This is a genomic window from Qipengyuania sp. CAU 1752 (genome assembly GCF_054482615.1).
This window is the reverse complement of record NZ_JBTLRE010000001.1, coordinates 2,417,966-2,440,880: the sequence shown is the minus strand read 5'-3', so window position 1 is coordinate 2,440,880 and position 22,915 is coordinate 2,417,966. Positions and strand designations below refer to the sequence as shown.

Here is a 22,915-nt window from a genome sequence, read left to right as displayed (position 1 = left end):
TCGCTACATATCCCGCCATGAGTGAATATCAGGTCATTACCAGCGACGACGACGTCCAGCGCGACGGCACTATAAAGCTGCACGGTCCCGAGGGATTCGACGGGATGCGCAAGGCTGGCCGGCTGGCGGCGGACATCCTCGACGAAGTGGTCGGACTGGTGCAACCGGGCGTCACTACCGACAGCATCGATGCTTCGATCCGCGCGATGATGCTCGATGCCGGGGCGGTGCCCGCAACGCTAGGCTATCGCGGTTATACCCATAGCTGCTGCATCTCGATCAACCATGTCATCTGCCACGGAATCCCGAGCGAAAAGACGCTCAAGGAAGGCGACATCGTCAATATCGACGTTACCCCGCTGCTCGATGGGTGGCACGGCGATACTAGCCGGATGTATTTTGCCGGCGAACCTCCGCTGAAGGCGAAGAAGCTGGTCGATGTGACTTATGAATGCCTGATGCTGGGAATAGAGGCGGCCGGCAAACCGGGAGCACGGCTCGGCGATATTGGCGCCGCGATTATGGCCCATGCGCAAGCTCACCGCTACGGCGTGGTGCGCGAATTTTGTGGCCATGGGCTGGGGCGGCTGTTCCACGATGCGCCCGAAGTTGTGCACGCCGCCAAGGCCGGGACCGGTCCGGAGCTGAGGCCCGGTATGTTCTTTACCATCGAACCGATGATCAATCTCGGCAAGCCCTGGGGCAAAGTGCTCAAGGACGGCTGGACTGCGGTGACTCGCGACAAGAGCCTGAGCGCGCAGTTCGAACACTCGCTCGGCATTACCGAGAACGGTATCGAGATTTTCACCGAGAGCCCCAAGGGGTTGCACAAGCCGCCTTACGGCTAACTTTCGCGCGCAGCCCTGATCGCGGCCCCGGCAGCGAAGGGAGCAAGAGCACACAGCGCAAGGCTGATGGCGGCGGCAAAGGCGATTCCCGAAAGGTCTCCCTGCAGCAGGCTGCCAGCCCCGAATATCAGGATCGGCACCGCCAGCGGCAAGAGCAGCAGACCGCCCAGCGCCGCCCCGGCACGCAAGGATGCCATGAGCCCGGCGACGATCAGGCCAATGGCGGCCAGTCCCGGAGTGCCGGCCATTAGACCCAACAGCAGGACATACAGTGTCTCGCCGTCCAGCCCCAGCAGCGCTGAGGCGGGGAAGCAGGCAATCAAGAGCAGGGGTGCAAAGGCCAGCCAATGCGCCACCAGGCGGCTTGCCATCGCAACCTCTTCGGCAATGCCCCGCAAGGCGAGCTGATCGAACACGCCGCCATTCAGATCTTCCACCACCAGCCGGTCCAGCGGCAGGATTGCCGCCAGTAGCGCGGCGACCCAGAGCACACCGCCCCCTGTCCTTGCGAGCAGCGGTGCATCGGGGCCAACTGCAAAAGGATAAAGCATCGCTACGGCGAGGAAGAAGACGAGCGGCAGGATCGCTCCTCCGTGGGAACCGCCTGGCAGCAGCAGCGCTAAATCGCGCCGTAACAGGGAGACGAAGACCCTCATGCGACAAAATCCTCGATCGCGAGAATCTGCGCATCCACTGCAATATCCTGATGCGAGGCGACAACGCAGATGCCGCCGCCACCGCAATGCAATTGCATCAAGGCCCGGACCTTGGCGCAGGCTGCCGCGTCGAGCCCGTTAAATGGTTCGTCGAGCAGCCAGATCGCGTGCGGCGCACTGAGCAAGCGGGTGAAGGCTGCGCGTTTGCGCTGCCCGGTCGAAAGATAGCGCACCGGGATGTCTAGCAGCGGCTCCAGCTCCATCAGCGCGATCGGCACGGCCGGGTCGGTGCAACCGTCGAGCCGTTCCCAGAACGCCAGCGCCCGGCCGAGCGGCCAATCGGGATCAAGCGCCATCCGCTCGTCCAGAAGTGCGAGTTGGCCGCGCGCCTCGACAGTGCCTTCGAACGGGCGCAGCAATCCGGCGAGGATGCGCAGCAGGCTCGACTTGCCGATTCCATTGGGTCCGGTGACATGCAGCAGCGCACCGGGCTTCAAATCGAAATCGAGACCTGCAAACAGAAGCCGGTCGCCACGACGGCAGGCAAGCTTGCATGCGGCGAGTGCGGCTTCCATAGCGAGCGGCACTAAGCGCAATGGCGGGCGTTCACAAGCGGGAGCCCGCAGCGGAGGAAATCATGTCTGTTGCCAAGCTTACCGATGATGAACGCAAGCAGTTGCTGCCCCAGCTGGAAGGCTGGGAAATGGCCAAGGGGAAGGATGCGATCGTCAAGACATTCACGCTCGACGATTTCGTCGCCGCCTGGGGCTTCATGAATAGCGTCGCGCTGTTGGCGGAAAAGGCCGATCATCATCCCGAATGGTTCAACGTCTACAACCGCGTTGAGATCACGCTGACGACCCATGATGCCGATGGCTTGTCGCATCGCGATGTCGATCTGGCCAAAGCGATAAATGCGCTGACCTAGCCGGGTCAGTCGCCCAGCAATTGCATATTGGCCCGGTCGCGCGATTGCTTGCGCACCCGGCCTGGCATCCAGCGCGCACCAAAGGCGATGCGCTTGGCGGTCTTGCCTACGACCCAGTGCAATTTCTTGCCATGCACCGCGCTCCAAGCCGCCTCTGCGACGTCCTCGACCGGAGTGATTTCAAGGCCGGAGGCCTGCACGCGGTTGCGGATATGTTCGTTGGTGTGGGCATTGGGCACCATGTCGAGCAAGGGCGTGTCGATGAAGCTGGGCATCAGCGAGCGGACATTGATACCCTCGTCAGCCCATTCGCCATCGAGGCTTTCGGTAATACCGCGCACTCCGAACTTGGTGGCGCAATAAACAGAGCCGCCTGGACTGCCATAGATGCCAGCCGCACTGGCGGTGTTGAGCAGGCAGGAATCCGGCGCAGTTTTCTTCAGGTGCGGATAAGCGGCCTGGGCACCGAACAGCACGCCTTTGAGATTGATGTCGAGGCAGCGGGTAATCTCGTCCTCGCTGTTTTCGTGCAGCGAGCCGCCAATGGGAATGCCAGCATTGTTGGCGAGCACGTCGATCCGCCCACCGGCCGCCATCGAGAACGCCTCCAGCGCAACATCCCAGGCGGGCCGGTCACGCACGTCGAAGACGTGGCAATAGGTATTGTCTTCGCCCACGATACGCGCGGTTTCTGCCATGCCGCTCTCGCTGATGTCGCCGAGCCCGACGAACCAGCCTTCGCTTGCGAATTTGCGCGCGATGGCGCGGCCTATGCCCGAACCGCCACCGGTGATGAAGATTGCCTTGCGCGCCATGATCCCTCCCGAGCCCCGTTTTTCTTGCCGGTTTCTAGGCGCTCTCGCGCGCCTCGGCCAGTCCGGACACGAACTGCGATCCGGCTGGTATCTCGGCGGTCGACTTGGCGAGCGTCTCGCCGACCGGCTCTGCCCGTCCACCCAGATTGGTGGCGAGGAAGTTCTCGGCCACCGCGCTGAAGGCGATATTGTTGGCTGGCTTGGCAAAGCCGTGGCCCTCATCCGGATAGAGCAGGTAGGTGACCGGTATTCCGGCCTCCTTCATCGCATCGACGATCTGGTCGCTTTCGGCCTGCTTGACGCGCGGATCGTTGGCACCCTGTGCGATCAGCAACGGGCGGACGATCTCGCCAGCCTTGTAGAGCGGGCTACGCTCCTTGATCATCGCCAGCCCATCCTCGGTGTTGGGATTGCCCATGCGAGTGTGGAACTGCGCTACCATCGGTTCCCAATAGGGCGGGATCGATTCGAGCAGGGTTTCCAGGTTCGACGGGCCGACAATGTCGACTCCGCAGGCAAAGACTTCGGGTGTGAAGGCAAGGCCCGCCAAGGTGGCATAGCCGCCATAGGACCCACCCATGATGGCAATCTTTTCGCGTGGAGCGATACCAGCTTCGACCGCCCAGTCGACCGCGTCGAGCAGGTCGTCGTGCATCTTGCGGCCCCATTCGAGATTGCCCGCATTGACGAAATGCTTGCCGAACCCGGTCGAGCCGCGAAAGTTGACGCTCAGCACCGCATAGCCGCGATTGGCGAGCCACTGGTGGTGGCTATTGTAGCCATAGCCGTCGCGAGCCCACGGCCCGCCATGGACGAACAGCACCATGGGCACCGGTACATCGGGCACGCCGTCGCCGTCGCTGTCGCTGCCAGGGGGGAGGGTAAGGTAAGATGGCAAAGTCAGCCCGTCGCGGCTGGTCAGTTCGAGCATGTGCATTGGCTGCAATGGAGCACCTTCGAGCTCGGGCCGCGTGGTATAAAGCCTGGTCAAGGTGCCCGCATCGCGGTCAAACAGATAGCTCGCCGCGGGCTTCACGACCGGATCGTTGGACACGATCCACTTGCGGTCGTCGTCGGTCCGACTGGAAATGCCAAATTCGCCTTCGAGCTGTTCGCGAAGGAAAGCGAAAGCAGCGGCGATATTCTCGTCGAATGCCTTCCACTCGCGTTTCAGGTAGGTCACCGAATAGGCCAGTACCTCGCCGGTCTGGCGGTCGCGCAGCGTGCCACCGATATCGGCACGCTCGTCTTCGGCAATGAGGCGCGTTGCTCCGCTGTCCCAGTCCATCGCCAGCAATGCCGCGGTGTCGCGGCCCTCGCTTTCCAGCCAGTAGATTGTCTTGCCATCACGGGTGAAACCGGCTGGTGAAGTGGTCAGCGCGTCGTCGATCCCGGTCGACTTGAATGGAGTGTCTTCGACTACATTGTCGACGATGCGGAAATAGTCGGTCCCGCCCTCGGCATTGGGCAGCACCGCCAGCCGCAATTGCAGGTCGTCATCGGCCATGAAGCCGGCATAGGCGTTATTTTCGAGTACCAGCGTCAGGTCGAAGCTGTTGAGGTCGAGCAAATAGGCATCGTGGAACCGGGCGTCGCGATTATTGAGACCAATCAGGATGCGGTCGCGATATTTCTCGGACCCGCCGATCAGCATCACGCGGGTGTCCTCGAACGGTGTCAGAGTGGTTTCCTTGCCGCTCTCGACATCAATCCCATAAAGCAGGAAATTCTCGTCGCCGCCCTTGTCCTGGATGTACAGCAGGCTGCGGCTGTCGGGCGCCCACATATATTCTCGGATCGGCCGGTCGGTGGAGGCCGACATCGCCCGCGAAGCGTCGGGATCATCGCTTGGTGCCATCCAGATGTTGAGCACTCCATCCCGTGGCGCGAGCCAGCTCAGCCAGCGTCCGTCGGGACTGATCTGACCGGCGGCGCGGGTCGGATTGCCGAACAGGTGATCGCGGGGGATGAGCGGAAAGGCATCAAGCGAAGTGGTCATCTGAATTCCATGCTTTTAGTGTGGGAGTCGGCTGCGCGGGCGCGGCTCAGATCGCGTCCATATTGTAGGTATGCCAGGAGAAAATTGCGACCGCACCGCGATGCGGACGCCAGTCTTCGGCCAATTCACGCACACGCTTTTCGGAAGGCAAGCCGTCTTCGCTCATGATGCGTCCGACCGCTTTCTGCACCGCCAGGTCGCCGGCCGGCCAGATGTCGACGCGTCCTTCAGCAAACAACAGATAGATTTCCGCCGACCAGCGGCCGATGCCCTTGATCCGGGTCAACTCTTCGATCGCGGCTTCGTCCTCCACCGGCAGGCCGTCTAAATCGAGATCGCCATCATCCACCAGCTCGCACAACGACCGGGCATAGCCCTGTTTCTGACGCGACAGGCCGCAAGCGCGTAGGGTCTCGTCATCGCGGGCAAGCAGACAGGACGGGGTGAAATCCTCACCCAGTTCGGCCTCCAGCTTGTTCCACATCGATGTCGCGGCAGCGACCGAGACCTGCTGGCCGACTATGGTCCGCAGCAGCGTCTTGTAACCGGTCGGGCGCAGGCGTGGTTCGGGATAGCCGGCGATGCGCAGCGCAGCGCCGATCCGTGGCTCTCGCTCGGCCGCGAAATCGAGACCTTCCCTGATCTGTTCCCGGGTCAGTCCCATGCCCTGTCACCTTTGCTGTCTTGCGTTCCGCAAGCGCACCGCCTAGCAGCGCTCGCCGAAGGCCGATAGGCCGCCAACACGAATTCGGCGATAGCGGAGCAAGCAATGCCCAAACTGGTAGTAGTCAATCGGGACGGCGATGAAAGCGCGGTCGAGGTCGAGGACGGCCTGACGGTGATGGAAGCGATCCGCGACAACGGTTTCGATGAATTGCTGGCGCTGTGCGGTGGCTGTTGTTCGTGTGCAACCTGCCACGTCCATGTAGATCCGGCCTTCTCGGAAAAGCTGCCGAAGATGAGCGAAGACGAAGACGACCTGCTCGAATCCTCGGATCACCGCGAGGCCAATTCGCGGCTCTCCTGCCAGATCCCGTTCACTGGCGATCTCGATGGGTTGAAGGTTACTATCGCCCCTGAAGATTGATCTTTGTTGGCGCGCGGGCGGGCAATGCCTACCTCGCCCAGCATGAACATTACTGCGCCATATCAAGACACGATCTCGTTGATCGGCAACACGCCGCTGGTCAGGCTCGAAGGGCCGAGCAAGGCCGCGGGCTGTTCCATCTATGGCAAATGCGAATTTGCTAATCCCGGTGCCTCGGTGAAGGACCGGGCGGCGCTCTACATCATCCGTGATGCCGAAGACCGCGGCGAGCTCAAACCAGGCGGCTGCGTGGTTGAAGGGACAGCCGGCAACACCGGGATAGGCATAGCGCTGGTCGCAAACGCGCGCGGCTACAAGACGATTATCGTCATGCCCGACAACCAGTCGCGAGAGAAGATGGACACGCTGCGGGCGCTTGGTGCGGAACTGGTGCTGGTGCCCCCGACCAAGTTTGCTGACTGCAATCACTTCGTCCACACCTCGCGCCGGCTGGCCGAGGAGACGCCAGGGACGGTCTGGGCCAACCAGTTCGATAATACCGCAAACCGCAAGGCGCATCTCGAAGGGACGGCCGAAGAACTCTGGGAACAGTTGGACGGCAAGATCGACGGCTTTACCTGCGCGGCGGGCACCGGTGGCACCATCGCCGGTGTCGGGATGGGCCTGAAGGAGCATGACAGCAAAATCGTCATCGCCCTGACCGATCCGCACGGAGCAGCGCTCTACAACTACTATGCAAATGGCGAGCTGAAGGCCGAAGGGTCATCGGTCGCCGAAGGCATCGGACAGGGCCGGATAACCGGTAATCTCGAAGGTGCGCCGATTGATACCCAGTTCCGCGTGTCGGACGAAGAGGGGCTCGATTGGGTGGCCCGACTCTTGCGCGAAGAAGGCCTGTGCCTTGGTCTGTCGAGCGGGATCAACGTCGCCGGAGCCGTCGCGCTCGGCAAGCAATTGGTAGCAGAAGGGCGCAAGGATGCGCGCGTCGCCACCATCCTGTGCGACACCGGCTTTCGTTACTTGTCCTCGCTCTACAATGCCGACTGGTTGCGCTCAAAAGGGCTGCCGGTGTTCGGCTGGCTCGAAGGGAGCTGAGCCCATGAGCGGTCAACGAGGTTATTTGACGTTCATGTCCAAGACCCTAAAGTCGACCGCGATGAACTTGCTGCCACAATTCCTGCGTCCGCACGCGAACTACTTCTCACAAAGCTCGGTCGCCAATCGCGAAGGCGAGACAGTCCATCGCCTGCAAGTCGGATTGCTGGCGCTGGGCGCAATGGTGTTGCTAGTTGGCGTGGCTGATATGATCATGGACCGTGCGCAGCTGACGGAAGATGCCGCGGTGCCTGCAGCTGCGCCGACGGTCGAGCCTAGGCCTTCGCCGAGCCAGAACAAGGCGCTCGAGAATGCGGGTGTCGTGCCTGATTTGCCGGTCGGTGCTGGGGCCGAGCCTTTGCCGCAGGGGCCGGTGGTCCCGGAACAGGGCAATGGGCAGAATATCGACGGCCAGTAACATGCGGCTCCTGCTCGCTGTGCTTGCTCTCGCGCTCGCCGGATGCGGCGACAACACGGTTTCGCCGGCAATGGACAAGATTGCCTCGCCGGCTACCGACAATCCTCGATTGGGGCTATTCACCTCGCTGCCGATCCTGTGGGCGGGCAATGATGCCTTCGGATCCTTGGCCAAGGGCGATACTTCGACCCACTGGGCGCAGGACGCGCTACGAACAGACTACCAGCTTCAGCCGATCGATCTTCTCGACGACGCCTCGCTCGCCGGACTGGACACGCTTGTGCTCGCGCAGCCGCGCGCTTTGTCGCCGGCGGAAAATGTTGCGCTCGACAATTGGGTGCGTGGCGGTGGCCAGGTGCTGCTGTTCGCCGATCCCAAGCTTGTCGGAGATTATGACTTCCCGCTCGGTGATCCGCGCCGTCCCCTCGACACCGTTTTGTTGAGCCCGATCCTGGCCCGCTGGGGGGTGGAGCTTTTGCAGGGAGACGATGCCGCAACAGTGCGCGCTGTTCCCATGGGTGGTAGCGACATGGTGGTAGCTGCGGCCGGACAGTTCCGCCGGGTGCCCGCAGAGGGTGCTGAGTGCGCCCTGTCGCTGGAGGCCGTGCTGGCGCGCTGCACGGTCGGCGCTGGCCGGGTGACCATGCTCGCCGATGCTACCTTGCTTGAAGATCCGGAGGGCGGGAGAGGATCGCCTGCGGCGCTGGCGGCGCTTTTGGGGATGACGCGGGACGCTGGCGGGAATCGGGCCCGCTGATCTGGGATTCGGCCGTGATTTCAGGGATTCGGGCTAGGTATTTCACATTGTGGGCGAGCCAGGGGGCCTAAAGCGTGTTAGAATTGTTAAGGTAAATCATATATTTACCATTTAATCCCGCAGAATTCCCAGTTTTCCCCTTTAATCCCGCGTTAGCCCGCGATATGACTGCATTTCAACAGGACAAGCTGTATTGATGCGCGCTTCCAAAAGCAGGGAGCGAGCTGGCTGCGAACGCGCGGCGAGCGACGGGGAAGGTTTGTCCAGATCGAGGCGCTCATTGCGGGGACGAGCGGGGAGTGGAACAGGGGTTTGCAGGATATAGCGGACAGGCCTTCTCGCCGGCTGGCGACAAGGGTCGTTTCGTCTTGCCTCCGCTCTTCCGCAAGGCAGTCAAGGAAAGCTCCAACGGCAAGGTCCTGTGTCTGACGGGTCATGATCGCTGGAATTGTCTCGTCGGTTTCGGGACCTCACGCCGCTTCGAATTCGAAACCCAGCTCGATCGCGAAGAGGAAATGGCCTTCAAGTTTGGCCGTGAATTCGATCGCGAAACGCGCTCTTCCCAACTCAACGGCTTTGCCGAAATCCCCTTCGACGATTCGGGCCGCTTCGTGATGCCCGAATATCTGCGCGGGCTGGGCGATATCGAGGACGGCATCTTCTTCCAGGGCGGAGGACGCTTCTTCACCCTGTGGAACCCGGTCGAACTGGCCCGGATGGGCAATGACTGGGCCACCGCCAAGGCTGCATGCGAAGCGCTGGTCACAGAAGCACAGGCCAAGGCGAAGAAGAAATGAGCGCCGCTCCGCACATCCCCGTCCTGCTCGACGAAGTCGTCGCTGCGCTCGACCCGCAACCGGGCGACGTGCTGGTAGATGCGACCTTCGGGGCTGGCGGCTACAGCCGCGCTCTCCTTGATCGCGGAGCGCACGTCCACGCCTTCGACCGTGACCCGGATGCAATCGCCGAAGGTGCAGCGATGAAAGCCGAGTTCGATGGCAGGCTGACGCTGCACCCGCATCGCTTTTCGCAGATGGCTGCGGAGATGAACCGGATCGGCGTCGCAAAGGTTGACGGCGTCGTGATGGATATCGGCGTGTCCTCGATGCAGCTCGATCAGGCCGAGCGCGGCTTTGCTTTCTCTGCCGATGGTCCGCTCGACATGCGGATGAGCCAGTCGGGCATGTCGGCAGCCGAATTTCTCAACACTGCCGAAGCGGACGAGATAGCCGATGTGCTCTACACCTACGGCGAGGAGCGCCAGTCGCGCCGCGTCGCACGAGCCATTATCGCTGCTCGTCCGCTTGAGACCACTGGCGAGTTGGCTCGCACGGTGCGCAAGGCGCTCGGATATCGTCCTGGTGCGCCGAAAGACCCCGCCACGCGCAGTTTTCAGGCCATCCGAATTCATATCAATGGCGAACTAGACGAACTGCGCGAAGGCCTGCTCGCTGCAGAACAGCTGCTCAAAAGTGGCGGTCGGCTCGCCGTGGTGAGTTTTCATTCGCTAGAGGATCGTATCGTGAAGCGCTTCTTCAATGACGCTTCAGGAAAGGCCGGCGGCACCTCCCGTCATCTTCCCCAAACCGAGGGGTCGCCGGCCATTTTTTCTAAAGTTTCGAAAGCTATTCGGCCTTCTACGAACGAGATCGAGCGCAACCCCAGGTCGCGTTCCTCGACCCTGCGCCATGCGGTGCGCACCGATGCGCCGGCTCGCGAGGGGGTAGCATGATGGTCGGCGGCAGTCGCTTGCGTCAGATCGGCTGGGCCATGGCGCTCGGCATTGTGTTTGCCGCGTTCCTCGGCCTGACCTTCCGCGTCAATGCCGTGAAAAGCGAGGTTGTCCGCGCCGAGCGTCAGATCATTGCCCTCAAGCAGGAGACCATGCGGCTCGAAACCGAATTCGAGACGCGGGCCAATCAGCAGCAGTTGGCCAACTGGAACGCGGTCGATTTCGGCTACATCGCGCCACGCGCTGACCAGTATCTTGAAAGCGAGCGTCAGCTTGCCAGCCTGTCGCAGCCGCTTTCGCCCGATACGCCAGCGCCGATCCGGGTTGCTCGCAGTGCTGATGAAATCGAGATGCCGCGCATGGTCTCGCCCCTGGGGGCAGCACCTGCCAAGCCGACACCGGCCTCCTATCGTCCTTCCGACAGCAATCAGGCTGGCCGCGAACTGCGGGCCGAAACACGCGGGAGCGAACGTCCTTCGCTGGCCGAACGACTGGGGATGGGGGTCGACCTGTCCGCCTCCGCGTCTGGTTTCGGGCCCAGCGCCAAGGTGTCCGAATGAGCACAATGACGGTCAGCACGGCGATCTCGTCGGGTCGGGTGCGGCTGGTGTCCGACCGGCAGGAGGCGTTGCTCACTGCGCGTATCCGCGTGCTCCTCGTCGCCGTCGGATTCGCTGTTCTGGCCTTGATTGCAGTGTTGCGGATCGTCCTGCTGGGCGTTGCTGGCGGAACGACCGGTCCCACGTCCCTCGAAGACGCACTGCTTCCACCACGGGGCGAGATAAGCGACCGCAACGGCATCGCACTGGCGCGCAATTACCCCGCTCACGCTCTCTGGTTCAACCCCGATGCGCTCGGCGAGGGCGGCCCGCCGCTGGTCAAGTCGCCGGCCGTAGTCGTCAAGGAACTCAAGCAGATATTCCCTGACCTCGAAGAGAAGCGCGTCCTGAAGATGCTCGCCACCGGCACCGCGGGCTATCTGCGCCGCCGGGTACTGCCTGAAGAAGCCAACCGCGTGTTCGACCTCGGCGAAGTTGCACTCGAACTGCCGCAGGAAAACGATCGCCACTATCCGCAAGGATCGATGGCCGCGCATGTGCTGGGCTTTGTTGCTTCCGATGGCAGCGGCAAGCTCGGGATGGAGCAGGTGCTCAACAAGCGGCTGGTCGATCCGCGTTTTCGCGGTGAGCCGGTCCGCCTCAGCATCGACATGCGCGTCCAAGGTGCGCTCGAGGACGAGCTGCGGCGCGGGATGCTCCAAGTCAACGCCATGGGCGCGGCGGGCATTGTCCTCGATGTCGACACCGGCGAAGTCATGGCGCTGGCTTCGCTGCCCGAGTTCGATCCCAACAAGATCGACGCCAAGGGCGCGGACCTGATGTTCAACCGGGTTACCAACCAGGTCTACGAACTTGGCTCGACCTTCAAGCCATTGACCGTTGCGGCCGCCATCGACGCCGGCGTAGTGCGTGATTTCGGCAAGCGTTATGATGCCAGCCCGGTGCCCATTGCCGGTTATACCATTTCTGACAGCCACAACCTCGGTGCTACGCTCAACATCCCCGAGGCGCTGATCCATTCATCGAACACGGTGACCGCGCGGTTGTCGGACGAACTGGGCGAGAAGCGCCTGCGCCAGACGCTGACGGACCTCGGCATGAACGACCGTCCCCATATCGAGCTGCCCGCGCGCGGTCATCCGCTCTGGCAGACCAGCAAATGGGGCCGGCTCAAGACCATGAATGTCGGCTTCGGCCACGCTATCGGTGTAACGCCGCTGCACCTCGCCAGCGCTTACGCGGCGATGGTCAATGGCGGCATCTGGCGCCCGGCTACGCTCAACAAGATCGCCGCCGGCGATGCACCCAAGGGACACCGCGTGTTCAAGGCCTCGACCTCCAGCCGGATGCGGCAATTGCTGCGCATGATCGCGGTCTATGGCACCGGCAAGAATGCCGATGCGCCGGGTTATCGGGTCGGCGGCAAGACCGGTTCGGCCGAGAAGCCGGGTGCTGGCGGCTATCGTCGCAAGAGCCTGGTCTCGACCTTTGCCGCTGCCTTCCCGATGGATCGGCCGCGCTATGTCGTCATCACCATGCTTGACGAGCCCAAGGGAACGACCGCCAGTTCGTTCCAGCGCACTGCCGCCTGGAATGCGGCGCCTATCGTCGGCAATCTGGTGCCCCGTATCGGACCGATGCTGGGCGTCCGGCCCGACATGAGCCGCGATGTCGATATCTCCGACCTGCGCCCGCTGATTTCAGGGGGTGGCGAGTGAAACTGATCAAGCTCGCCGCAGCTGCGGGAATTGCGATTGACGGTGATGCCGAGGCTTCGGTCACCGGCTTTGCCATCGACCATCGGAAGGTCGCACCCGGTACCGTATTCGGTGCGTTCCAGGGCGCGAGCTTCAATGCCGAGGACGTGATCCCGCAGGCGATCGCCGCCGGTGCCATCGCTGTAGTCGCACGCCCGGAAGCCAGAGTGGCTGGCGCGTTGCATATTGCCGATCCGGCCCCGCGGCGCGCCTTCGCACGGCTGGCAGCACAATTCTTCCAGCCCGTCCCTTCTACTATCGTCGCGGTTACCGGAACTAACGGAAAGACCTCGACCGTAGAGATGACCCGCCAGCTGTGGCGCATGGCGGGCGAGCGTGCGGCCAGTATCGGTACGCTTGGCGTGACTACGCCGGATGAGAGCGTTTCGACCGGGCTGACCACGCCCGACATCGTCACCTTCCTTGCCAATGTGAGCGGGCTGGCGCGCGAAGGCGTGACCCACGTCGCCTATGAAGCGTCGAGCCATGGCCTGTCGCAATATCGTAACGAGGGATTGCCGGTAGCTGCCGCGGCCTTCACCAATTTCAGCCGCGACCATCTCGATTACCACGCGAGCATGGAAGAGTATTTCGAAGCCAAGATGCGCCTGTTCGACGAAGGCGTCGACGCGGACGGCACGGCCGTGGTCTGGACGGCCAATAGCGAGTGGACCACTCGCGCCATTGAGCGGGTGCAGGCAAGAGGTCTACGTCTGTTCACGGTCGGTGAACAGGGCAAAGACATCCGCCTGCTTGCCCGTACCCCAACACAACTGGGCCAGGAGCTCGAAATCGAACATGACGGCCAGGTTCGCAAACTGCGGCTTCCCCTGATCGGCGAATACCAGGTCTCCAACGCGCTCACTGCCGCCGGGCTAGCGTTGGTCACCGGCAGCGATGCCGGGCAAGTGTGGGACGGAGTGGCACGGTTACAGCCGGTGCGCGGACGGCTCGAACGGGCTGTCATTACGCCTTCGGGTGCGCCCGTCTACGTTGATTACGCACACACACCAGATGCGCTAGAAGCGGCTATCGAAGCCCTGCGCCCTCATGTGAGCGGGAAACTGATCACGGTTTTCGGTGCCGGCGGCGACCGCGATCAGGGCAAGCGTGGACCGATGGGCCAGGTCGCGGCTCGCGCCTCCGACATCGCCATCGTTACCGATGACAATCCGCGCGGCGAAGATCCCGGCGCCATTCGTGCTGCGATCCTGGCTGGCACCAATGCAGAAGCAGGCGCGGACGTACGTGAAGTCGGGGATAGACGCGCTGCGATATCCACTGCCATCGAATTGGCCGGAGCGAAGGACATCGTCCTCGTCGCCGGTAAAGGCCACGAACAGGGCCAGATAATCGGGTCGGGAGAGTCCATGAAAGTGCTGCCATTCGACGATGTGACGGTTGCGCGCGAATGTGCAGCCGGGCAGGGGGACACCGCATGATTGCCCCTCGGTTCGCACACAAGGCTGTCCTTTCCTGGCCGCGCACGAAGCGCGATGCCCTGCCGCTCGCGCTGTGGAGCGCGCACGAGATCGCAGCCGCGACCGGCGGCACAGCGAGCTCCGATTTCCAATGCGCCAATGTCGAAATGGACAGCCGCGACGTGCGTCCGGGTGACCTGTTCGTGGCGCTGCGCGGCGAAGCGATGGACGGGCACAAGTTCGTTGACAAAGCCTTTGCAGCCGGCGCCGTCGCCGCGCTGGTCGATCGCCCAATCGATGGCCCCCACGTCTTGGTGGAGGACACTACACACGCTCTTTACGCGCTTGCCGGCTTTGCCCGTGAGCGCGCTAGCGCCGTCCGCATCGGCGTGACCGGCTCGGTCGGCAAGACCGGGGTCAAGGAAGCCATTTTCGCGGCTCTCGAACGCTCGAGCAGGGGCCAGGCCCACCGTTCGGTACGCAGCTACAACAACCATGTCGGTGTGCCACTGTCTCTTGCGCGAATGCCCGCTCGCAGCCGCTACGGCGTGTTCGAAATGGGCATGAACAATGCTGGCGAGATCGCCGTGCTGACCGACCATGTTCGCCCTCATGTCGCCGTCGTGACAACAATCGCGCCGGCGCATATCGAAAATCTCGGCTCGATCGAGGCGATTGCCGATGCCAAGGCCGAGATATTCAACGGCCTCGTCGAAGGTGGCACAGCCGTCATCCCGACCGATGTCGAACAATTCGGCCAGCTACGCGACGCGGCGCTCAAGGCGGGTGCGAAAGTGCTGTCCTTCGGGCGCGCGGCCGATGCCGATGTTCGCCTGCTCGATGCCATCCCGGCCGCCAATGGTGGCTCGCTGGTCACCGCGCAGATCGCCGATCGGCGACTGTGTTATACTGTGGCCGAACCCGGCGACCACTGGATTGCCAACTCGCTGGCGGTGTTGGGCGCAGTCTATGCTGCGCGCGGAGACCTTGGTGCTGCTGGCCTCGCGCTGGCCGAAATGGGCGGACTCAAAGGTCGGGGCGCGCGCCATCAGGTTGCCGCCGCCGGTGGCAAGGCGCTGTTGATCGACGAAAGCTACAACGCCAATCCCGCATCGATGCGCGCGACATTACGCCAGCTCGGGCAGACCCCTGCGACACGGCGCATCGCGGTGCTTGGCAGCATGAAGGAACTGGGCGATTTCGGGCGTGGTTTCCACGAGCAATTAGCCGAGCCGATCATCGAGGCGGAAGTCGATTACGCGGTGCTCGTCGGCGACGAGATGCGCGCGCTCGCGCGGCACTTGGGGAAAGCGGGCGAAGCGGTGCTTGGCAAGGGGCTTTCCTTCGCCCATTGCGATGGACCTGCCGAGGCGATTGCGGCGCTGCAGGAATACGGGCTCGCCGCGGGCGATGCGGTCCTAGTGAAAGGCTCCAATTCGGTCGGCCTGGGCAAGCTGGTGGAGCACTTCACCAGCCGGGTTTGAACGGGGGCCGGAACCGAATGCTCTACCTGATTGCAGAATGGCTGGATTTCGCGGGGGTTTTCAACCTTGTCCGCTACCAGACCTTCCGTGCCGGGGCGACGCTGATGACCGCATTGGTCATTGGCCTCATCATCGGGCCGCGGTTCATCAACATGCTGCGCGTGCGCCAAGGCAAGGGCCAGCCGATCCGCGAGGACGGGCCGCAAACACACCTGGCCAAGCGCGGAACGCCCACGATGGGCGGGTTGATGATCCTCGTCTCGCTGATGATGTCTTTGGTGTTGTGGATGGATCTGCGAAATCCATTCGTGTGGGCCTGCATCGCGGTCACTGCCGGTTTCGGCGTGATCGGCTTCCTCGACGATTACGACAAGGTGTCCAAGAACAGCCACAAGGGGCTTTCGGGTAAGGCCCGCCTGCTGCTGGAATTTGTAGTTGCGGGTATCGCCTCGTATCTGATCGTAAGTCAGATCAGCACCTGGCTCTACATTCCCTTCGTGTCCGACAAGGCGATCCCGCTGGGTCCGTTCTACTATGTCTTTGCAGCCGTTGTGATCGTGGGCGCGGGCAATGCCGTCAATTTGACCGACGGTCTCGATGGGCTGGCGATCATGCCGGTGATCGTGGCCGCCGGTGCATTTGCCATCATCTCCTATTTAGCTGGGCGCGTGGACTACTCGGCCTATCTAGGCATTCCATATGTGCCGGGCGCAGGCGAACTGGCAATTTTCTGCGCCGCCATCATGGGCGCAGGTCTCGCCTTCTTGTGGTTCAACGCACCGCCAGCGGCAGTGTTCATGGGCGATACCGGCAGTCTGGCGCTGGGCGGGGCGCTGGGCGCGATCGCCGTTGCCAGCCACCACGAGATCGTGTTGGCCATCGTCGGCGGATTGTTCGTGTTCGAAGCGCTGAGCGTGATCATCCAGGTGTTCTGGTTCAAGCGGACGGGCAAGCGCGTGTTTCGCATGGCCCCCATCCACCACCATTTCGAGCAGAAGGGCTGGGCCGAATCGACGGTTGTGATCCGCTTCTGGATCGTCTCCATCGTGCTCGCGCTGATAGGCCTGGCGACGTTGAAACTGCGATGATCACTTGTCCCGCCTGGTCCGGCAAACGGTTTGCGGTCCTCGGTCTTGCCCGGTCAGGCCAGACTGCGGCGGAGGCGCTGCTCGCCAGCGGGGCCGAGGTGACGGTCTGGGACCGGCAGGAAGAACCGCGCCAGGCATTCGAGGGCAGGGCCATCATCGGCGATCCGATGAGCATCGACCTGACCGGCTTTGACGGATTGGTCGTGTCGCCGGGCGTTCCGCTCAATACCCACCCCATCGCTGGCCGGGCCGAACAATTCGGCGTGCCCATCATCGGTGATATCGAGTTGTTTGCCGAGGCACGCGGGAACTTGCCTGCGCACAGGGTTGTCGGGATCACCGGGACCAATGGCAAATCGACCACCACGGCGCTGGTCACCCACATCATACGCTCTGCCGGCATCCCGGCCCGCATGGGGGGTAACATCGGTGTGCCGATCCTTGGCGAAGAGCCGCTCGAGCCCAATGACAACGGCGCCGGGGTATATGTTCTCGAATTGTCGAGCTACCAGATAGACCTCACCCGTTCGCTTTCCTGCGAGGCGGCGGCGCTGCTCAATATTACCCCCGATCATCTCGATCGCTATGTCGGGTTCGAGGATTATGCTTTCAGCAAGGGGCGCCTGTTCACCATGCAGGGCAGCGGCCAGTTCGCCTGCTTCGGTTGTGCCGACGCGCCGACACGCGCTGTCTACGAAGCTGCCCGCGCACGCCGGGCTGAAGGTCGTGCGATCTGCCTCGATACTACGCAATACGCAGCCATGCAGCTGGACTGGCCAGCACTGCAGGGGCCGCACAATCTGCAGAATGTCGCCGCGGCGGTCGCGCTGGTCGAAGAGCTGGGGGTTAGGCGAACCCAATGGGAGCCAGCACTGGCGAGCTTCAAGGGGCTGCCGCACCGGATGGAAGTGGTGTGCGAACATGAAGGCGTGTTGTTCATCAATGACAGCAAGGCGACCAACCCCGCCTCTGCCGCCCCTGCGCTGGCCGCCTGGCCCGCCGATGGCGAACCGCGCGTACATTGGATCGTCGGCGGTTTGCCCAAGGAGGACGGTCTGGGCGAATGCGAGCACTATCTTGGCGAGATCAAGCAAGCCTATACCATCGGCGAGGCCGGTCCCCGCTTTGCGGAGCTTCTCGAAGGGCGGGTTGCGGTCGAGCGCTGCGAACTCATATGCGAAGCCGTGAAACAAGCACTTGGCAATGCCTCGCGAGGCGATGTCGTGTTGCTGTCTCCGGCCTGCGCCAGCTTCGACCAATTTCGCGACTTTGAACAACGCGGCGAACATTTTCGGAGAATCGTCTGCGCTCTCACCGGATGCACGGCGCAGGGCTGCATGAACCCGGCCGATAACGGAGGCATGGCAGCGTGAGCCAATCGCAACCCTATGTTCCGGGTCTGACCGACAGGCTGGCACATGGTGAGTCCCGGCGCGGGTCGAATTCGGCCGAGATCAAGATCTGGTGGCGCGAGATCGATCGCGTTGTGCTGGGGCTGGTTTTGGCGCTGATGGTGATCGGCACCATCGCTGTAGCGGCCTCGTCGCCGGCCAGTGCGAGACGACTTTCGACGTCGGCAGAAAAACTGCCCGACCTGTATTTCTACTGGGCGCATTTGCGCTGGCAGATCGTCGGGGTGGCGGTGATGGTCGGCGCGTCCTTCCTCAGTCGGGACAATGCTCGCCGGCTTGGCATCGTGCTGGCGGCTGCGATGCTGGTCGCACTCATGCTTGTTCCGATAATCGGACAAGAGGTCAACGGTTCGAAACGCTGGATCGGGTTCGGACTGACCCTGCAGCCGAGTGAATTTCTGAAACCTGGTTTTGCAATTGCGCTGGCATGGATTCTGTCATGGCGGTTGAAAGACCCGAACTTGCCGGTTCTTGCGATCGTCTCGGGCCTCATGGCGGTGGTGGCGGTGCTGTTGATGCTGCAGCCGGATTTGGGCTCGACTGTCTTGTTCCTGGGCGTGTGGTTCGTCCTCGTCATGCTTTCCGGGGTTTCGGCGAAACGCATCGGCGGGATGGTAGGCGTTGGCATCGCGGGGCTGACGGCGGCCTATTTCCTTTATGACAACGCGCGGTATCGGATCGATTCCTTCCTCGGCGGCGGGACCGCTTTTGATCAGGTTGATCTGGCGCAAAAGACTTTGCTCGGCGGCGGCTGGAGCGGGACCGGTTTTTGGCTCGGCATGAAGAAGATGAGCCTGCCCGAAGCGCATACCGACTATATATTTTCAGTTATCGGGGAAGAGTTCGGTCTGATCGTCTGCGCCGTCGTGGTGCTGCTTTACCTTGCAATCATCGCCCGTGTGCTCGTCCGGCTGGCCGACGAGGAGAGCTTGTTTGCCCTGCTTGCAGCGGCCGGTCTGGCAACGCAGATCGGGGGGCAGGCGTTCATCAATATCCTCGTCAACCTGCAGCTTTTCCCATCCAAGGGGATGACCCTGCCGCTGGTGAGCTATGGCGGCTCTTCGACGATTGCCGTATGTCTTGGTATGGGCCTGTTGCTGGCTCTGACTCGCCGCAACCCGTTCCTGACGCGCGAAACGCCGGGCCTGCGCGCCATGCTGGCGGATCGTGGGGGCGCGGAGCAGGCAAATCGCGAACGCGCGGCGATCGACAAGGAGAAAGGCGCATGACCGGCGCCAACAGACATTATGTTCTCGCTGCAGGCGGGACCGGCGGGCACTTGCTGCCTGCATTCGCGCTGGCAGCGGAACTGGAGCGGCGCGGCCACCACGTGGCGCTCATTACCGACGAACGCGGTGCAAGAATTCCAGGTAAGCCCGATTTCCTTCCGGCCCATGTCCTGCCCGCTGGTCGGCTGGGCAAAAATCCCTTGCGCTGGTGGGGTGGTATCCGCGCCATGCTGCGTGGACGCGACATGGCCAAGCGTCTGTTTGAAGCCTTCCAGCCCAGCGCGGTCGTAGGGTTTGGCGGTTATCCGGCTTTTTCGGCCATGTGGGCGGCCACTGGCGAAGATGTCCCCACCATCATCCACGAACAGAATGCGGTGCTGGGCAGGGTCAATCGCTTATTCGCACGCAAGGTGAATGCGATCGCGACCGCCTATCCCGATATTCAGCGGCTCGATGCCAAGCACAAGCGCAAGGTGCACCTGGTTGGCAATCCGGTGCGCAAGGGGGTGCTATCGCTGCGCGACGAACCATTTCCTCCCTTCACCGAGGACGGCCTGCTCAAGATACTGATCACCGGGGGCAGCCAGGGCGCACGGATCCTGAGCGAAGTGATGCCGACCGCTCTGTCGATGTTGCCGCCGGCGCTGCGCCAGCGGCTGCAGGTCACGCAGCAATGCCGGCCCGAGGACCTCGAGCGGGTGCGCGAGCAATATGCCAGCCACGATATCCCGGCAGAACTGGCGACCTATTTTGAAGATATGGCCCCGCGACTTGCAGACGCGCACTTGTTCATCGGGCGCGCGGGTGCCTCGACAATTGCGGAGCTTACTGCGGTAGGGCGACCGGCCATACTTATCCCGCTGCCGATCGCGACCGACGATCACCAAGCTCACAACACCGCTGAAATGGTCAAGGCAGGCGGTGCGCGAATGATCCGCCAGCCCAGGGTAACCCTCAAGGATCCCGACGATTTGGGCGAAACGCGCGGAAACGCAATCCGGCGCCAGCAGGAGGCCGTCCTGCAGCAATTGTGCAAGGATATATCCAAGCAGATACAGGCTATGGCACAGCGTCCCGAGACGCTGGCGACGGCCGCCCACGGGGCATGGAACTGCGGCCGACCACGCGCGGTCGAAGATCTCGCCGACCTGGTCGAGAGCTTCGGCGGGGCCGAGATGATGGACGTGATCAAAGTCGGCGGCAACAATGCCCGGGCAGCTTCGCAAGGGGTTGCTGCGGGACAGGGTGCGGCGCGGGAGCGGTCGCAGTGAGGGGCGTTCCCACCGACATCGGCATTGTCCATTTTGTCGGCATTGGCGGCATCGGCATGTCCGGCATAGCAGAGGTCATGCATAATCTCGGCTACAGCGTGCAGGGCAGCGATATTGCCGAAAGCGTCAGCGTCGAACGGCTGCGCAAACGCGGCATCACGGTGATGATCGGCCATGCGCCTGAAAACGTCGAGAATGCAGCCGTTGTGGTGACCTCGACAGCCGTCAAGCGGACCAATCCCGAAGTCGCCACGGCGCTTGAAAATCGTATCCCGGTGGTCCGCCGGGCCGAGATGCTGGCCGAATTGATGCGGCTCAAGAGCACGGTCGCAGTAGCTGGCACCCACGGCAAGACCACCACCACCAGCATGATCGCCGCACTGCTCGATGCCGGCCATATCGACCCCACCGTCATCAATGGCGGCATTATCGAGCAATATGGCTCCAACGCGCGACTTGGCGACAGCGAATGGATGGTGGTCGAGGCCGACGAAAGCGACGGCAGTTTCCTGCGGCTCGACGGGACCATTGCCGTGGTCACGAACATCGATCCCGAACACCTCGACCACTATGGCGATTTCGAAGGGGTCAAGAACGCCTTCGTGGAGTTCATTCACAACGTGCCGTTCTACGGAGCTGCGATATTGTGCATTGATCATCCCGAGGTGCAGGCGGTCATCGCGCAGGTCCGCGACCGGCGCGTGCTGACTTACGGGTTCTCGCTCCAGGCCGATATCTGCGGGGTCAACATCCGGCCCGAAGGCGGCGGCAACGTGTTCGATGTCATCGTGCGCCAGCGCGGCGAGGAAGACCGCCGGATTGCCAATGTGCACCTGCCGATGCCCGGGCGGCACAATGTCCAGAACGCGCTGGCGGCCATCGCGGTGTCAATCGAGATGGGTTGCCGCGACGAGGTGATTCAAAGCGGCTTTGCCAATTTTGGCGGAGTGCGCCGCCGGTTCACCAAGGTCGGCGAAGTCGACGGCGTCGCCATCATCGACGATTACGGCCATCACCCGGTCGAGATTACCGCGGTCCTGTCGGCCGCGCGTGAGGCAGCTTTGTCGGGCAACAAGGTCGGCCGCGTTATCGCTGTTGCCCAGCCGCACCGATACACTCGGCTGAACGACCTGATGGATGATTTCCAGGGCTGCTTCAACGAAGCCGATGCGGTCTATATCACCCCGGTCTATGCCGCTGGCGAGGACCCAATCGAAGGTGTCGATGCGGCTACACTGGTGGCAGGACTCAAATCGCGCGGTCACCGCCACGCAGCCACCGTCGAGGACTGCGCCGAACTCGCGCAGGTGCTGGCTCAGGAAATCGAGCCCGGAGACCTCGTTGTTTGCCTAGGTGCCGGAGACATCACCAAATGGGCAGCTGGCCTCGCCGATGCCATCGCTGCGGAGCGGTCCGAATGAGGCAAGAACAACCCGACGACTGGGCTATGAATGATAGCGGCCAAGCGCCAAATGCCGAGGTCGAAGGCGGGGTCAATAGGCCCGTCGACACCGCAGGCTTGCGCGGGAAGCTGACCCGAAATGCGCCGCTCGCCAAGCTCGTCTGGTTCAAGAGCGGAGGCGCGGCAGATTGGTTGTTCGAACCAGCTGATCTGGAAGACCTGCATATTTTCCTGGCCCGGCTTGACGGAGAATTGCCCGTCATGGCGTTGGGCCTGGGATCGAATTTGATCATTCGCGACGGCGGCGTGCCGGGCGTAGTTATCCGGCTCGGCAAGCCATTCGCGCAGGTCGATACACATGACGATCACACGGTCACCTGCGGGGCCGGTGCCCATGGCGTGCTGGTTTCCTCGACCGCCCGCGACGCCGGTATCGCGGGACTGGAGTTCATGCGCGGCATTCCCGGCACTATCGGCGGATTCGTGCGCATGAATGCGGGCGCTTACGGCCGCGAGACGTCCGATGTGCTGATCGATTGTGATGTCATTATGCCCGACGGCAATCTGGCGACCCTGCCGGCAGCAGATCTGCAATACAGCTATCGTCACAGCGCCTTGCCGGATGGTGCAGTGGTCGTTTCCGCGCGGCTCCAGGGCAAGCCTGGCGATCCAGACGTTATTGGTGCCGAGATGGAGCAGATTGCGGAAGCACGCGAGCAATCCCAACCGGTGCGCACCAAGACCGGCGGATCGACCTTCAAGAATCCGCCGGGACACAAGGCCTGGCAATTGGTCGATGCAGCCGGATGCCGCGGTCTTCGGATGGGCGGTGCCCAGGTGAGCGAGAAACACACCAATTTCCTGATCAACGTCGATAACGCGACTAGCGCCGACATCGAAGGGTTGGGCGAAGAAGTGAAGGCCCGGGTCTACAAGCATTCGGGTATTGAGCTGGAGTGGGAAATCCAGCGGGTCGGGCGACCCTGAAGGTTGGA

The 22,915-nt window shown here is 62.6% G+C and carries 23 protein-coding genes; 18 read left to right on the top strand and 5 right to left on the bottom strand.

What is annotated here, in order from left to right; genetic code table 11:
• The first annotated feature begins 17 nt into the window (after positions 1–17).
• On the top strand, positions 18–848 hold the full coding sequence (map, locus tag ACXYL9_RS11970; protein WP_459039717.1) for a type I methionyl aminopeptidase: 831 nt from the start codon (positions 18–20) through the stop codon (positions 846–848).
• Here the strand turns inward: map and ACXYL9_RS11965 are convergent.
• Together ACXYL9_RS11965 and ccmA are read right to left on the bottom strand one after the other, a co-directional pair.
• Complete coding sequence (locus tag ACXYL9_RS11965) at positions 845–1,504, bottom strand: heme exporter protein CcmB (protein ID WP_459039716.1); 660 nt, start codon at positions 1,502–1,504, stop codon at positions 845–847. The two genes, map and ACXYL9_RS11965, sit on opposite strands and share 4 nt — an antisense overlap.
• A complete protein-coding gene (ccmA, locus tag ACXYL9_RS11960; RefSeq protein WP_459039715.1) occupies positions 1,501–2,079 on the bottom strand; it encodes a heme ABC exporter ATP-binding protein CcmA in 579 nt (192 codons plus the stop codon). The genes ACXYL9_RS11965 and ccmA overlap by 4 nt, the downstream gene beginning before the upstream one ends.
• Positions 2,080–2,141: 62 nt before the next feature.
• Between ccmA and ACXYL9_RS11955 the strand changes: the two genes are divergently transcribed.
• A complete protein-coding gene (locus ACXYL9_RS11955) occupies positions 2,142–2,432 on the top strand; it encodes a 4a-hydroxytetrahydrobiopterin dehydratase (protein WP_459039714.1) in 291 nt (96 codons plus the stop codon).
• A gap of 5 nt (positions 2,433–2,437) precedes the next feature.
• Here ACXYL9_RS11955 and ACXYL9_RS11950 read toward each other — a convergent pair whose 3' ends face one another.
• From ACXYL9_RS11950 to ACXYL9_RS11940, 3 genes are read right to left on the bottom strand one after another with little or no spacing between them, the layout of a single operon-like run.
• On the bottom strand, positions 2,438–3,247 hold the full coding sequence (locus ACXYL9_RS11950) for an SDR family oxidoreductase (protein ID WP_459039713.1): 810 nt from the start codon (positions 3,245–3,247) through the stop codon (positions 2,438–2,440).
• Positions 3,248–3,281: 34 nt separating this feature from the next.
• Positions 3,282–5,246, bottom strand: a complete 1,965-nt coding sequence (locus tag ACXYL9_RS11945; protein WP_459039712.1) for a S9 family peptidase — start codon at positions 5,244–5,246, stop codon at positions 3,282–3,284.
• 46 nt (positions 5,247–5,292) lie between these two features.
• Positions 5,293–5,910, bottom strand: a complete 618-nt coding sequence (locus ACXYL9_RS11940) for a DNA-3-methyladenine glycosylase family protein (protein WP_459039711.1) — start codon at positions 5,908–5,910, stop codon at positions 5,293–5,295.
• 105 nt (positions 5,911–6,015) lie between these two features.
• Between ACXYL9_RS11940 and ACXYL9_RS11935 the strand changes: the two genes are divergently transcribed.
• From ACXYL9_RS11935 to murB, 16 genes are all read left to right on the top strand, one after another.
• Positions 6,016–6,333 (top strand): 2Fe-2S iron-sulfur cluster-binding protein, encoded by a 318-nt coding sequence (locus tag ACXYL9_RS11935; protein ID WP_459039710.1) that lies wholly within the window; start codon positions 6,016–6,018, stop codon positions 6,331–6,333.
• Between the two features lie 42 nt (positions 6,334–6,375).
• Positions 6,376–7,389 carry a cysteine synthase A gene (locus ACXYL9_RS11930; RefSeq protein WP_459039709.1) on the top strand — a complete coding sequence of 338 codons (1,014 nt, stop codon included), beginning with the start codon at positions 6,376–6,378 and terminating at the stop codon, positions 7,387–7,389.
• A gap of 34 nt (positions 7,390–7,423) precedes the next feature.
• On the top strand, positions 7,424–7,807 hold the full coding sequence (locus tag ACXYL9_RS11925) for a hypothetical protein (RefSeq protein WP_459039708.1): 384 nt from the start codon (positions 7,424–7,426) through the stop codon (positions 7,805–7,807).
• A 1-nt stretch (position 7,808) separates the two neighbouring features.
• On the top strand, positions 7,809–8,564 hold the full coding sequence (locus tag ACXYL9_RS11920) for a Gldg family protein (protein ID WP_459039707.1): 756 nt from the start codon (positions 7,809–7,811) through the stop codon (positions 8,562–8,564).
• Between the two features lie 299 nt (positions 8,565–8,863).
• Entirely contained in the window at positions 8,864–9,361 is a 498-nt protein-coding gene (locus ACXYL9_RS11915; RefSeq protein WP_459039706.1) for a division/cell wall cluster transcriptional repressor MraZ, read from the top strand.
• Positions 9,358–10,296, top strand: coding sequence for a 16S rRNA (cytosine(1402)-N(4))-methyltransferase RsmH (rsmH, locus tag ACXYL9_RS11910; RefSeq protein ID WP_459039705.1), 939 nt, complete (start codon positions 9,358–9,360; stop codon positions 10,294–10,296). Before ACXYL9_RS11915 ends, rsmH begins: the two co-directional genes overlap by 4 nt.
• Positions 10,293–10,856, top strand: coding sequence for a hypothetical protein (locus tag ACXYL9_RS11905; RefSeq protein WP_459039704.1), 564 nt, complete (start codon positions 10,293–10,295; stop codon positions 10,854–10,856). Before rsmH ends, ACXYL9_RS11905 begins: the two co-directional genes overlap by 4 nt.
• The gene (locus ACXYL9_RS11900; RefSeq protein ID WP_459039703.1) at positions 10,853–12,574 is read left to right on the top strand and encodes a peptidoglycan D,D-transpeptidase FtsI family protein; all 1,722 of its coding nucleotides are present in this window, start codon (positions 10,853–10,855) and stop codon (positions 12,572–12,574) included. The genes ACXYL9_RS11905 and ACXYL9_RS11900 overlap by 4 nt, the downstream gene beginning before the upstream one ends.
• Positions 12,571–14,055 carry a UDP-N-acetylmuramoyl-L-alanyl-D-glutamate--2,6-diaminopimelate ligase gene (locus ACXYL9_RS11895; RefSeq protein ID WP_459039702.1) on the top strand — a complete coding sequence of 495 codons (1,485 nt, stop codon included), beginning with the start codon at positions 12,571–12,573 and terminating at the stop codon, positions 14,053–14,055. The genes ACXYL9_RS11900 and ACXYL9_RS11895 overlap by 4 nt, the downstream gene beginning before the upstream one ends.
• Complete coding sequence (locus ACXYL9_RS11890) at positions 14,052–15,518, top strand: UDP-N-acetylmuramoyl-tripeptide--D-alanyl-D-alanine ligase (RefSeq protein WP_459039701.1); 1,467 nt, start codon at positions 14,052–14,054, stop codon at positions 15,516–15,518. The genes ACXYL9_RS11895 and ACXYL9_RS11890 overlap by 4 nt, the downstream gene beginning before the upstream one ends.
• A 17-nt stretch (positions 15,519–15,535) precedes the next feature.
• Positions 15,536–16,606 (top strand): phospho-N-acetylmuramoyl-pentapeptide-transferase, encoded by a 1,071-nt coding sequence (gene mraY / locus ACXYL9_RS11885; protein ID WP_459039700.1) that lies wholly within the window; start codon positions 15,536–15,538, stop codon positions 16,604–16,606.
• Positions 16,603–17,979 (top strand): UDP-N-acetylmuramoyl-L-alanine--D-glutamate ligase, encoded by a 1,377-nt coding sequence (murD, locus tag ACXYL9_RS11880; protein WP_459039699.1) that lies wholly within the window; start codon positions 16,603–16,605, stop codon positions 17,977–17,979. Before mraY ends, murD begins: the two co-directional genes overlap by 4 nt.
• Positions 17,976–19,247, top strand: coding sequence for an FtsW/RodA/SpoVE family cell cycle protein (locus ACXYL9_RS11875; protein WP_459039698.1), 1,272 nt, complete (start codon positions 17,976–17,978; stop codon positions 19,245–19,247). Before murD ends, ACXYL9_RS11875 begins: the two co-directional genes overlap by 4 nt.
• A complete protein-coding gene (locus ACXYL9_RS11870; RefSeq protein ID WP_459039697.1) occupies positions 19,244–20,518 on the top strand; it encodes a UDP-N-acetylglucosamine--N-acetylmuramyl-(pentapeptide) pyrophosphoryl-undecaprenol N-acetylglucosamine transferase in 1,275 nt (424 codons plus the stop codon). Before ACXYL9_RS11875 ends, ACXYL9_RS11870 begins: the two co-directional genes overlap by 4 nt.
• Positions 20,515–21,939, top strand: coding sequence for a UDP-N-acetylmuramate--L-alanine ligase (murC, locus tag ACXYL9_RS11865; protein ID WP_459039696.1), 1,425 nt, complete (start codon positions 20,515–20,517; stop codon positions 21,937–21,939). Before ACXYL9_RS11870 ends, murC begins: the two co-directional genes overlap by 4 nt.
• Positions 21,936–22,907: a UDP-N-acetylmuramate dehydrogenase gene (murB, locus tag ACXYL9_RS11860; protein WP_459039695.1), complete on the top strand. Its 972-nt coding sequence runs from the start codon at positions 21,936–21,938 to the stop codon at positions 22,905–22,907. Before murC ends, murB begins: the two co-directional genes overlap by 4 nt.
• The last annotated feature ends 8 nt before the right edge of the window (positions 22,908–22,915 follow it).

Excerpts from the sequence above, each read along its gene's own strand:
- map (WP_459039717.1), top strand. The coding sequence starts at position 18 with ATGAGTGAATATCAGGTCATTACCAGCGACGACGACGTCCAGCGCGAC.
- ACXYL9_RS11965 (WP_459039716.1), bottom strand. The coding sequence starts at position 1,504 with ATGAGGGTCTTCGTCTCCCTGTTACGGCGCGATTTAGCGCTGCTGCTG.
- ccmA (WP_459039715.1), bottom strand. The coding sequence starts at position 2,079 with ATGGAAGCCGCACTCGCCGCATGCAAGCTTGCCTGCCGTCGTGGCGAC.
- ACXYL9_RS11955 (WP_459039714.1), top strand. The coding sequence starts at position 2,142 with ATGTCTGTTGCCAAGCTTACCGATGATGAACGCAAGCAGTTGCTGCCC.
- ACXYL9_RS11950 (WP_459039713.1), bottom strand. The coding sequence starts at position 3,247 with ATGGCGCGCAAGGCAATCTTCATCACCGGTGGCGGTTCGGGCATAGGC.
- ACXYL9_RS11945 (WP_459039712.1), bottom strand. The coding sequence starts at position 5,246 with ATGACCACTTCGCTTGATGCCTTTCCGCTCATCCCCCGCGATCACCTG.
- ACXYL9_RS11940 (WP_459039711.1), bottom strand. The coding sequence starts at position 5,910 with ATGGGACTGACCCGGGAACAGATCAGGGAAGGTCTCGATTTCGCGGCC.
- ACXYL9_RS11935 (WP_459039710.1), top strand. The coding sequence starts at position 6,016 with ATGCCCAAACTGGTAGTAGTCAATCGGGACGGCGATGAAAGCGCGGTC.
- ACXYL9_RS11930 (WP_459039709.1), top strand. The coding sequence starts at position 6,376 with ATGAACATTACTGCGCCATATCAAGACACGATCTCGTTGATCGGCAAC.
- ACXYL9_RS11925 (WP_459039708.1), top strand. The coding sequence starts at position 7,424 with ATGTCCAAGACCCTAAAGTCGACCGCGATGAACTTGCTGCCACAATTC.
- ACXYL9_RS11920 (WP_459039707.1), top strand. The coding sequence starts at position 7,809 with ATGCGGCTCCTGCTCGCTGTGCTTGCTCTCGCGCTCGCCGGATGCGGC.
- rsmH (WP_459039705.1), top strand. The coding sequence starts at position 9,358 with ATGAGCGCCGCTCCGCACATCCCCGTCCTGCTCGACGAAGTCGTCGCT.
- ACXYL9_RS11905 (WP_459039704.1), top strand. The coding sequence starts at position 10,293 with ATGATGGTCGGCGGCAGTCGCTTGCGTCAGATCGGCTGGGCCATGGCG.
- ACXYL9_RS11900 (WP_459039703.1), top strand. The coding sequence starts at position 10,853 with ATGAGCACAATGACGGTCAGCACGGCGATCTCGTCGGGTCGGGTGCGG.
- ACXYL9_RS11890 (WP_459039701.1), top strand. The coding sequence starts at position 14,052 with ATGATTGCCCCTCGGTTCGCACACAAGGCTGTCCTTTCCTGGCCGCGC.
- mraY (WP_459039700.1), top strand. The coding sequence starts at position 15,536 with ATGCTCTACCTGATTGCAGAATGGCTGGATTTCGCGGGGGTTTTCAAC.
- murD (WP_459039699.1), top strand. The coding sequence starts at position 16,603 with ATGATCACTTGTCCCGCCTGGTCCGGCAAACGGTTTGCGGTCCTCGGT.
- ACXYL9_RS11870 (WP_459039697.1), top strand. The coding sequence starts at position 19,244 with ATGACCGGCGCCAACAGACATTATGTTCTCGCTGCAGGCGGGACCGGC.
- murB (WP_459039695.1), top strand. The coding sequence starts at position 21,936 with ATGAGGCAAGAACAACCCGACGACTGGGCTATGAATGATAGCGGCCAA.